The organism is Streptococcus danieliae (assembly GCF_009767945.1).
GTDB classification, from domain to species: Bacteria; Bacillota; Bacilli; order Lactobacillales; family Streptococcaceae; genus Streptococcus; species Streptococcus danieliae.
On the sequence record NZ_WSRS01000237.1, the window covers coordinates 1 to 344 of the forward strand.

The window sequence follows — 344 nt, forward strand, 5'->3', positions numbered from 1 at the left end:
AGTATTTCTGAAGCAGCAACTGTTTTCCAAATTTCTCGTAATACCATTTATCAATGGATTAAATTAAAAGAGAAAACAGGAGAGCTTCATCACCAAGTTAAAGGGACCACCCCAAGAAAAGTTGATAGAGATAAGTTAAAGAGTTATCTTGAAATCCATCCAGATGCCTATTTGACTGAAATAGCTGCTGAGTTTGACTGTCATCCAACAGCTATTCATTATGCTCTTAAAGCTATGGGATATACTCGAAAAAAAAGAGAACTACCTACTACGAACAAGATCCCGAAAAAGTAGCTCAATTCCTTAAAGAATTGGATAATTTAAGGGATATGGTTCCTGTTTAT

Annotated in this window: 1 pseudogene; it reads left to right on the forward strand. The window is 34.9% G+C overall.

The features are described 5' to 3' along the window. Nucleotides 1-3: 3 nt before the first annotated feature. Nucleotides 4-344: pseudogene (locus E5983_RS09620) on the forward strand (IS630 transposase-related protein); the annotation flags it as partial.